The 10,267-nt window shown below is 67.6% G+C and carries 8 protein-coding genes; 3 read left to right on the top strand and 5 right to left on the bottom strand.

The window, feature by feature from the left end; genetic code table 11:
• Positions 1 to 138: 138 nt before the first annotated feature.
• The 4 genes from AUP43_RS02040 to argH are packed head-to-tail and all read right to left on the bottom strand — an operon-like array spanning position 139 to position 5,683.
• Positions 139 to 2,802, bottom strand: coding sequence for a TIGR02302 family protein (locus tag AUP43_RS02040; protein ID WP_084462454.1), 2,664 nt, complete (start codon positions 2,800 to 2,802; stop codon positions 139 to 141).
• Positions 2,803 to 2,815: 13 nt separating this feature from the next.
• On the bottom strand, positions 2,816 to 4,120 hold the full coding sequence (gene lysA / locus AUP43_RS02035) for a diaminopimelate decarboxylase (protein WP_067551955.1): 1,305 nt from the start codon (positions 4,118 to 4,120) through the stop codon (positions 2,816 to 2,818).
• A 13-nt stretch (positions 4,121 to 4,133) separates the two neighbouring features.
• Positions 4,134 to 4,268 (bottom strand): LPS translocon maturation chaperone LptM, encoded by a 135-nt coding sequence (gene lptM / locus AUP43_RS19350; RefSeq protein WP_232314853.1) that lies wholly within the window; start codon positions 4,266 to 4,268, stop codon positions 4,134 to 4,136.
• Complete coding sequence (argH, locus tag AUP43_RS02030; RefSeq protein WP_067551951.1) at positions 4,265 to 5,683, bottom strand: argininosuccinate lyase; 1,419 nt, start codon at positions 5,681 to 5,683, stop codon at positions 4,265 to 4,267. The genes lptM and argH overlap by 4 nt, the downstream gene beginning before the upstream one ends.
• A 38-nt stretch (positions 5,684 to 5,721) precedes the next feature.
• Here argH and AUP43_RS02025 point away from each other — a divergent pair, with 38 nt between their 5' ends.
• Positions 5,722 to 6,321, top strand: a complete 600-nt coding sequence (locus AUP43_RS02025) for a TlpA family protein disulfide reductase (protein WP_067551948.1) — start codon at positions 5,722 to 5,724, stop codon at positions 6,319 to 6,321.
• A gap of 77 nt (positions 6,322 to 6,398) precedes the next feature.
• On the opposite strand, the gene AUP43_RS02020 is transcribed toward AUP43_RS02025, so the two are convergent.
• On the bottom strand, positions 6,399 to 7,091 hold the full coding sequence (locus AUP43_RS02020; protein WP_067551945.1) for a glutathione S-transferase N-terminal domain-containing protein: 693 nt from the start codon (positions 7,089 to 7,091) through the stop codon (positions 6,399 to 6,401).
• 342 nt (positions 7,092 to 7,433) lie between these two features.
• Here AUP43_RS02020 and AUP43_RS02015 point away from each other — a divergent pair, with 342 nt between their 5' ends.
• Both AUP43_RS02015 and serA read left to right on the top strand, forming a co-directional pair.
• The gene (locus tag AUP43_RS02015; protein WP_067551943.1) at positions 7,434 to 8,597 is read left to right on the top strand and encodes a phosphoserine transaminase; all 1,164 of its coding nucleotides are present in this window, start codon (positions 7,434 to 7,436) and stop codon (positions 8,595 to 8,597) included.
• A 31-nt stretch (positions 8,598 to 8,628) separates the two neighbouring features.
• A complete protein-coding gene (gene serA, locus AUP43_RS02010) occupies positions 8,629 to 10,206 on the top strand; it encodes a phosphoglycerate dehydrogenase (RefSeq protein WP_067551941.1) in 1,578 nt (525 codons plus the stop codon).
• Positions 10,207 to 10,267 lie beyond the last annotated feature (61 nt).

The raw sequence follows: 10,267 nt of genomic DNA, 5'->3' as shown, positions 1-10,267 counted from the left end.
GCTTGCGCCGGCTCCTCAGGGTGAGGTCATTTCAGGACGTTCTGCCGGTGCAACTTGGTGACCTCATGCTGAGGAGCCCCGTAGGGGCGTCTCGAAGCATTGGGCGGCGCTCCCCTCAGCCCTGCCATCCGGGGGGCCTCAGAAACGGCGCAGCAGGCGGTCGATATAGTCGCGTTCGTAATCGGGACGGCTGGTGTCGCCGGAGCGGCGGCGCAGCTCGTCGAAGATTTCGCGGGCGCGTTGCAGGTCCGCTTCCTCGGGCACCTGAACGTCGCCGGTGGCGAAATTGCCGTCATTGTTCAGCGGCCGGCCGAACGGGTCGCGGTCGCTGCGCTGCTGACCGCGCTGGCCGGCCTGGTCGCGGCCCTGCTGGCCCGGCTGCCGGCCGGCCATCATCTGCTGCTGCATCTGCTCGGCCATCTGCTGCGCGCCGGAGCGGAGCTGGTCCAGCGCCTCATTCTCCGACGGGATGGCCTCGCCCGGCTGGTTGCCCTGGAGGGCCTGGGAGGAATCGCGCATCGAGCGTTCCGCCTGGCCGAGCTGGCGCGGGATTTCCCCGGCCTCGCCCATGCGGCGCATCAAATCGCCCAGCGCGCGGCGCAGCGCCTCCTGTAGGGCGGCGCCCTGCTGCGGGGTCATCTGGCCCTGCTGCTGGCCTTGTCCCTGGGCCTGACCCTGGGCATCGCCGCTGCGGCCCTGCTGGCCCTGCTGGCGGTTCTGCTGGCCCTGCTGCGGCCCCTGCTGGCCTTGCTCGCCGGGTTGCTGGCCCTGCTGGGATTGCTGCTGGCCCTGGCCTTCCATCTGCTGCTGCATGCGGAAGGTCTGGTCGAGCAATTGCTGTTGCCGGCGCGTCAGATCCTGCAATTCCTGCATCTGCTGCATTTGCCGCTGCATCTGCTGGTTGCCCTGTTGCTGCTGCTGTTGCTGCATGCCGGCGCGCAGATTCTCCATCATCTGCTGCATCTGGGAGAGCATCTGCTGCGCCTTGTCGCGCGCGCCGGAGCGCATCATCTCGCGCATCTGGTCCATCATGCGCTGCAAATCCTGGCGGTCGATCTGCTGCATCTGCGACGGGTCGAACGGCTCGGGCTGGATGCCCTGCTCGGCCATCTGCTCCATCTGCTGCTGCATCGCTTCCAGGAAGCGGTCCATCGCCCGCTCCAGCTCGTCCATCAGCCGCTGCAACTCCTCGTCCGAGGCGTCGCGGGCGAGGGCCTCCTGCAAGCGGCGCTGAATGTCGCGCAGATCGCGTTCGGCCAGGGAGACGCCGCCATCCTCCAGATGCAGGGCGGTGTCCCACAGCAGGGCCTGCGCGTCGCCGATGATCTGCGGGCCGTTGCGCGGGTTCAGCAGCCGGGCGATGGCGGTCTTCAGCGCCAGGAAGACGACGGTGTCGTGATTATAGAGCTGAGGCCGGCTGGCGATCTCGGCGAGCTGGTCGGCGATGCCCTTGCGCTGGTCGGGTTCGGTGGTCAGCCGCTTGCGCTGCTCGATGATGGCGCGGGCGACCGGATGGCTGAAGGCCCGCTCCGGCAGCACGATCACCTGGCGCTCGCTCCGCCCGGTCTGGCCGATGGCGTCGCTGGCCGTCAGGGTGACGCCGACCGGCGTGCCGGCCCAGGGATGCGCGGTCAAATCATGATAGCCGGCGGCGCGGGCCTGCTTCGGGGCCAGGGCCGGCATCGGCAGGGTCAGTTCGATGGTCTCCTCGCCGACGAAGGCGGCCTCGGGCTGCTGCTCGGCCACCCGGCGGATGCTGGCGGTGACTTTTTCCAGCCCGTAATCGTCGGTCGCCCGATATTCCAGCCGCAGCGCATGGCGCTCGCTCTCCGACGGGTCGCTGGCGAAGGCGATGTCGGGCGCGCGGTCGGGCACGATTGTGACCTGCCAGCTTTGCAGCACCTTGCCATTCTGCTCGATGGCCAGGCTGGAGCCCTGGGTCAGTTCCAGCTCCAGCCGGTGGTTGATCGGGTCGACTGTCTGGAACGCGGTGCGCTGCCCGTCGATCACCAGCGCCGGCTGGCCCTCGCCGCCATGCACCTGGGCCAGCAGCTTGCTGCCGGTCGGGATCGACAGCGCGCCGCCGGCGGCGTCGGCGGTGTTCTGGTCCTTGCGCAGATAGAGCGGCGCCATGCCGGTATAGGAGGGCGGGTTCACCCAGGCGTCGAGGCGCGGGGCGATCTGCGTCGAGCCGCCGGTGAAGGAGGGCGTCACCGCGCGCGCCAGCCGCTCGCCGGCATCCGGCCAGCCGATGGCGACGGCGATCACCAGCACCAGGCCGAGCGCCGCGCGCAGCCCTCCCGTGTCGCGCCGGGCAAGGCCGGGCGAGGGGTAGCCGACGCGCAGGCTGCGCGCCAGAGTGCGCAGGCGGGTCTGGTGCGCCTGCCACAGGGCGGCGGCCATCGGGTCCTTCGGGTTGGAGCCGAGTGAATCGCGCAGGCCGGAAAGCGGGCGGTGCGTGAGGCCGCTGGCCGTCTCCAGCCGGCGCAGCGCCGCCCCCGGCGCGGGCAGCGGCAGCCGGCGCAGATTGCGCCAGGTAAGGCCGATAAAGACGATGAGGAAGCCGGCCAGCGCCGCCGCATGGGCGTAGAAGCCGAGAGTGGGCAGGATATCGAACAGCGCCAGGGCCAGGAACAGGCCGGCCACAGCGACGCTGGGCCAGAGGGCCGGCCACAGCGCCTCCCAGAACAAATTGAGCCAGGCGAGGCGCTGTTTCACGCCGCCGCCGATCCCCACCGATTGAGCTGTGCCACCGCCCGGCTGAGGGGCGGTCGGCTGGATGTCGGCGGGGTGTCTGTCCATCCTGGCTCCTAGTCTAGGCGGCGCCTCTTGCTCTCACCGGGGTCGTCGCGTCTTGCTGCGGCGATAGCCAGTCCGGCATCCGGTCCTGGCCGATAAGCTCCTCGTAGCTGGGCCGGGGGCGGATAACGGCATAGTCGCCGTCCCGCACCAGAACTTCCGGCGTCATCAATCTAGTATTGTAGCTCGATCCCATCACCGCGCCATAGGCTCCCGCGGATTTGATCGCCAGCAACGCGCCCTCTGCGACGTCCGGCAAGGGGCGATCCTTACCCAGGTAATCGCCACTCTCGCAGATGGGACCGACGATATCGGCCGGATGCGGCGATTCTGAGGCGCCCTCGGCGACCGGCACGATCTGGTGATAGGCTTCGTACAGGGTCGGGCGGATCAGATCGTTCATCGCCGCGTCGACGATGACGAAGCGCTTCGCCGTGCCCTGCTTCACGAACACCGTGCGGGTCAGCAGCACGCCGGCATTGCCGACCAGCAGGCGGCCCGGCTCGCACAGCAGCTCGGCCCCCAGGGGCGCGATCTCGTCGCGCACGATGGCGGCATAGGCGTCCAGGTCGACCGTATGGTCGCCGCTATAGTCGATGCCGATGCCGCCGCCCAGATCGACGCGGCGGATATCGTGCCCCTCGGCGCGCAGGCCGCGCACCAGATCGGCCATGCGGCGATAGGCGGCGCGGTAGGGCTCCAGGTCGGTGAGCTGGGAGCCGATATGCATCGCCACGCCGACCGGGTCGATATTCGCCATCGCGGCGGCGCGGGCATAGACCGCCTTCGCCTGCTCGATCTCGATGCCGAACTTGTTCTCCTTCTTGCCGGTGGTGATCTTGGCGTGGGTCTTGGCGTCCACATCCGGGTTGAAGCGCACGGCCACGGGCGCGACCACGCCCAGCGCGGCGGCGACCTGGTTCAGCAGCTCCAGCTCCGGCTCCGATTCCAGGTTGAACTGGTGGATGCCGGTTTCCAGCGCGAAACGCATCTCGCCCGCCGTCTTGCCGACGCCGGCGAAGACGATCTTGGAGGGCGGCACGCCGGCGGCCAGGGCGCGCCGCAGCTCGCCCTCTGACACCACATCGGCGCCCGCGCCGCGCGCGGCCAGCGTGCGGATCACCGCCTGGTTGGAATTGGCCTTCAGCGCGTAGCAGATGCCGACCTTCATGTCGGCCAGCGCGGCCGCCAGCGCGTCGTACTGCGCCTCGATGGCGCCGGCGGAATAGACGAAGACCGGCGTGCCGACGTCTTCGGCGATGCGCGCCAGCGGTACCTGCTCGGCATGGAGCTGGCCGTCGCGATAAGTGAATGCGTCCATCTGTCTTGTCCGATCAGCGGGCCGGATAAGTGCGGGGATAGGTGTTTTCTTTCTCCGGCGGCGGCTCCAGGGGGCCTTTCTTGCCGCAGGCGGAGACGGCGCCCGCCAGCAGCAGAACCGCCAGCAGCGTCACGAGCAGCGTTTTCATCCCAGAACCTCCCGCCAGCGCTTCGCCTGGGCGCGCACCTGGTCCGGCGCGGTGCCGCCATAGCTGACCCGGCTCCTCACCGAATTATCGATGCCCAGCCGCTCGAACACCGCCCCGGTGATGCGCGGCTCGGCCTCTTGCATCCGCTCCAGGCTCAATTCGGAGATATCGACGCCCTGATCCTCCGCCAGCTTCACGATGCGGCCGGTGATGTGGTGCGCGTCGCGGAACGGAATGTCCAGCGTCTGCACCAGCCAGTCGGCCAGGTCGGTGGCGGTGGCGAAACCGGGCAGGGTGGCCTCGCGCATCGACTGCACATTGGCGGTCAGGTCGCGCACCATGCCGGTCATGGCGGAGATGCAGAGGTCCAGCGTGTCGCGGACCATGAAGATCGGCTCCTTGTCCTCCTGCATGTCCTTGCCGTAGGTCATCGGCAGGCCCTTCATGACGATCAGCAGCGTGTTCAGCGCGCCAATGACGCGGCCGGACTTGCCGCGCACCAGCTCGGCCGCGTCCGGGTTGCGCTTTTGCGGCATGATCGAGGAGCCGGTGGAAAACGCGTCCGACAGCCGCACGAAGCGGAATTGCGCGCTACACCAGATCACGATCTCCTCCGCCAGGCGCGAGAGATGCATGGCGGCGATGGCGGCGGCGGCCATGTAATCCAGCGCGAAATCGCGGTCGGCCACGGCGTCCAGCGAATTCGCCATCGGCCGGTCGAAGCCCAGATCCTGTGCCGTCATGTGCCGGTCGATCGGGAAGGAGGTGCCGGCCAGCGCCGCCGCGCCCAGCGGCGATTCGTTCATCCGCCGGCGGGCATCCTGCAACCGGCTGCGGTCGCGCGCGAACATCTCGACATAGGCCATCATATGGTGGCCGAACGTCACCGGCTGCGCGGTCTGCAGGTGGGTGAAGCCGGGCATCACCGCGTCGGCATATTCCTCAGCGCGCTCGACCAGCGCGGATTGCAAATCGGCGAGCTGCACGTCGGCGCGGTCCACCGCGTCGCGCACCCACAGCCGCACATCCAGCGCCACCTGGTCGTTGCGCGAGCGCGCGGTGTGCAGCCGGCCGGCGGCCGGGCCGATGATTTCGGTCAGCCGCGCCTCGACATTCATGTGGATGTCTTCCAGCGCGCGTTTGAAGGTGAATTGACCGGCCTCGATCTCGCCCAATATCTGGTCGAGACCGGAGAGTATCTTCTCGCCGTCCGCCTGGGTGATGATGCCGGTGGCCATCAGCATGCGGCAATGCGCCTTCGAACCGCCTATATCCTGGGCGTACATGCGCTTGTCGAAATCGATGGAGGCGTTGATCTTCTCCATGATTTCGGCCGGGCCGGTGGTGTAACGTCCGCCCCACATGGTGTTCTCGGCGGCATCGGCGGGGATCGGCTTCTTGGTCTCGGCGGTCATGAATGGCTCGCGGGATATCGATGAACTGGGTTTAGACGATGAAGATCAGCAGACGTACTAGCTTCCTTGTCGCCGGCGCCGTCGCCGGCCTTGGCATTATCGCCGCCCTCGGGCTGCCCGCCAGGGCGGAGCCGCCAATTCGCGGCGCGATGGCGGACTTTACCCCCATAGAGCCGCCGCGACCAGCACCGCAAACGCCATTCTCGGCGGCGCAGGGCGAGACGCTGACCTTCGATAATTTCAAGGGCAAGGTGCTGCTGGTCAATCTCTGGGCCACCTGGTGCGCGCCCTGCGTGCAGGAGATGCCGTCGCTGAGCAATTTGCAGGGCAAGCTGGGCGGCGAGGATTTCCAGGTGCTGGCGATCTCCACCGACCGCGGCGGGCTGAAGCAGGTGCAGCCCTTCTACGACAAGCTGGGCATCCGCAATTTGCCGATCTATCTCGACCCGAAGACCGCGCTGACCCGCGCGCTGGGCGCCAAGGGCCTGCCGACCAGCATTCTGATCGACCGCAACGGCAAGATGGTCGGCCAGCTGGTGGGCGACGCGCATTGGGATTCGCCCGACGCCCTCGCTTTGATCCGCCACTATATCGACCAGCCGGTCCCCGCCAGCCTGCAACGCGCGTCGGCGGAGTAGGGGCCAAGCGCCGTTCCCCTTCGCCACCCTTGGGCCTGACCCCAGGGCGACGAAGGAGGAGGACATGCGGAATTTTCCTACACCGGGAACCCCATCGCCTTGCCGGGCATGCCGTCGAAGCTTTCCAGCAGGCGGGCGCGCCAGGCGTAAACCGGGTCGTCGCTCGCCAGCAGTTTCAGCGGGCTGCCGCAGCGTGCCCATTGGAAGCTGCCGAACAGGCAGTAATCGGCATAGCCGGCCGCCTGGCCGCAGAGGTAGGGCTGGTCCTGCAGGGTCAGCCGGGCCGGGGCGAGGGCGGCGCGGAAGCGCTCGATCTGCGCGTCCGACTGATCGACGAATTTCTCCAGCGGTATGCCGAAGCGCTTTGCCCGTGAGTCCAGGAAATAGGGCTGATCCACCGGCCGGGCGATCTTGTAGATGTCGCCGGCGATCAGCTTCACCAGCGTGGGGTTGACCGTGGCGTTCACCCAGTTCGCCACCGTCCGGGTCACGCTGCGCCCGGCATCGCCGCCGAACAGGCTGGGCCGGTCGGGATAGGCGTCCTCCAGATGGCAGGCGATGGTCCAGCTGTCGAACACCGTCTTGCCGCCGTCGACGATGATCGGCACCAGGTTCTGGCCGGAAAAGGCCAGCTTGTCCTTGTCGGTGAAGCCGATCGGAACAAGCTCGTACTCCAGGCCCTTATGCGCCAGCGCCATGCGCACCCGCCAGCCATAGGGGCTCATGCGCCGCCCGTTATCGCCGATAAGGTCGTAGAAAGTGATGGTCATGGGAACTCCCCCCGGATTGTTCATTTCCTTACCCTATATGTCATTGCCGGGCTTGACCCGGCAATCCAGAGCGACGCTTTGCCTCGAACGTCTCCGCCGCTGGATGCCCGGATCAAGCCCGGCATAACTGACGCGCATGGAGGGATCGGATCAGACTTTACCGCTGTACGAACGGCAATTCCGGATCGCGAAACGCGGCGGATTTTTATGGCTTGTAAGCGGCGCTGACAGGCAGTTTCCCTGCGTCAAGCTGTGCATTGACGCGATGCAGCAATATGCGCTTAGTATCCGCCCGCGCCGCGCCGGCCTGCGCGCGGCTCCGCTTTCAGGGAATCTCGCGCCATGAAGCCCACCGCCCGCCCCGCCGTTCCGTATTTCTCCTCCGGCCCCTGCGCCAAGCGCCCCGGCTGGACGCCCGACGCGCTGAAGGACGCCGCCCTGGCGCGCTCCCATCGTGCGAAGCTGGGCAAGGCGAAGCTGGCGGAAGCCATCGACCGCACCCGCGCCATCCTGGGCGTGCCGGCCGATTGGCGCATCGGCATCGTCCCGGCCTCCGATACCGGCGCCTTCGAGATGGCGATGTGGACCATGCTGGGCGAGCGCGGCATCGACGCGCTGGCCTGGGAGAGCTTCGGTTCCGGCTGGGTCACCGATATTCTGAAGCAGCTGAAGCTGAAGGATGTGCGCGTGCTGGAAGCCGATTACGGCAAGCTGCCGGATCTGGCGCAGGTCGATTTCGCCCGCGACGTGGTGTTTACCTGGAACGGCACGACCTCGGGCGTGCGGGTGCCGAATGGCGACTGGATCGCGGCCGACCGGGAAGGGCTGACCTTCTGCGACGCCACCTCCGCCGTCTTCGCCATGGATTTGCCGTGGGACAAGCTGGATGTCGTCACCTATTCCTGGCAGAAGGTGCTGGGCGGCGAAGGGCAGCACGGCATGCTGATCCTGTCCCCGCGCGCCGTCGCCCGGCTGGAGAGCTACAGCCCGGCCTGGCCGCTGCCCAAGCTGTTCCGCATGACCAAGGGCGGCAAGCTGAACGAGGGCATCTTCAAGGGCGAGACCATCAACACCCCGTCCATGCTCTGCGTCGAGGACGTCATCGATTCGCTGCGCTGGGCCGAGGGGATTGGCGGGCTGAAAGGGCTGATCGCCCGCAGCCAGGCGAATTTCAAGGCCATCGAGGGCTGGGTTGCGCAGAGCGACTGGGCGGCCTTCCTGGCCGAGAAGCCGGAGACCCGTTCCAACACCTCGATCTGCCTGGTGATCAAGGATGCCTGGTTCCAGGGCCTGTCCGCCGAGGCGCAGGCGGCCGCCGCCAAGAAGCTGGCCTCGCTGGTCGAGGCCGAGGGCGTGGGCTACGACATCGGCGCCTATCGCGATGCGCCGGCCGGCCTGCGCATCTGGGGCGGGGCGACCGTCGAGACTTCCGATATCGAGGCCCTGTTGCCCTGGCTCGACTGGGCCTATGCCCAGGTGAAGGCCGAGGCCGCCAAGGCCGCCTGAGACACATACGCTGCAAACGAGTAGGACGATTATGCCCAAGGTTCTGATCTCCGACGCCCTGTCGGAACGCGCCGTCGACATCTTCCGCGAACGCGGGATCGAGGTCGACTACAAGCCCGGCATGAAGGCCGACGAGTTGATCGCGGTCATCGCCAATTACGACGGTCTCGCCATCCGCTCCGCCACCAAGGTGACGGAAGCCGTGCTGGAGCAGGCCGGCGGGCTGAAGGTGATCGGCCGCGCCGGCATCGGCGTCGACAATGTCGATGTGCCGGCCGCCACCAAGAAGGGCGTGGTCGTCATGAACACGCCGTTCGGCAATTCCATCACCACGGCGGAGCACGCCATCTCGCTGATGATGGCGCTGGCCCGGCAGATTCCGATGGCCAATGCCTCGACCCATGCCGGCAAGTGGGAAAAGAACCGCTTCATGGGCGTGGAGCTGTTCGGCAAGGTGCTGGGCGTCATCGGCTGCGGCAATATCGGCGCCATCGTCGCCGACCGCGCGCTGGGCCTGAAGATGAAGGTCGTCGCCTTCGACCCGTTCCTGACCGAGGATCGGGCGCAGGATCTGGGCGTGGAGAAGGTGGAGCTGGACGAGCTGCTGGCCCGCGCCGATTTCATCACCCTGCACACGCCGCTGGTCGACTCGACCCGCAACATCCTGAACGCCGACACCCTCGCCAAGACCAAGCCGGGCGTGCGCATCGTGAACTGCGCGCGCGGCGGCCTGGTCGACGAGGCGGCGCTGAAGGCGGCGCTGGAAAGCGGCCATGTCGCCGGTGCGGCGCTGGACGTGTTCGAGGCTGAGCCGGCGAAGGAGAACGCGCTGTTCGGCATGGACAATGTCGTGGTCACCCCGCATCTCGGTGCCTCGACTTCCGAAGCGCAGGAGAATGTGGCTTTGCAGGTCGCCGAGCAGATGGCCGATTATTTGCTGACGGGGGCGATCTCCAACGCCGTGAACGTGCCGTCGGTCTCGGCCGAGGAAGCGCCGAGGCTGAAGCCCTATATGCTGCTCGCTGAGCAGCTGGGCAGCATGCTCGGCCAGCTGACCGTCGAGGGCATCGGCTCGGTCACGGTGGAGCTGGAAGGCCTTGCCGCCCAGCTGAACAGCAAGCCGATCCTGGCGGCAGCGCTGGCCGGGCTGATGAAGCCGATCAGCGACAGCGTGAACATGGTCAACGCGCCGACCTTCGCCCGGCAGCGCGACATCGCCGTCAGCCTGACCGCGCATGACCGCGATTGCGACTATCAGACGCTGATCCGCGTCACGACCACCGACGGCTCGCAGACCCGCACGGTCGCCGGCACCCTGTTCGGCGGCCGCCAGCCGCGTCTGGTGGAAGTGCGCGGCATCAAGATGGAGGCCGATTTCGGCACCCATATGCTCTATGTCCGCAACCGCGACGAGCCGGGCTTCATCGGCAAGCTGGGCGGCGCCCTGGGCGAGGCCGGCATCAACATCGCCAGCTTCTATCTCGGCCGCACCGAGAAGGGCGGCGTGGCGCTGTCCCTGGTCGATGTCGACGCCAAGATCGACGACGCCATCCTGCAGCGCATCCGCGCCCTGCCCGGCGTCATCCGCGTCGAGCTGCTCTCGTTCTGAGGGCTGAGGGGCTGAGAGCTGCCGGCGCGTGCCGCCTGGTCCTTCGAGACGCCGCTTCGCG

It is taken from the genome of Oceanibaculum pacificum, from assembly GCF_001618175.1.
Lineage (GTDB): Bacteria > Pseudomonadota > Alphaproteobacteria > Oceanibaculales > Oceanibaculaceae > Oceanibaculum > Oceanibaculum pacificum.
Note: the sequence above shows the minus strand (reverse complement) of the source record. Positions and strands in the feature narration are given on the sequence as shown.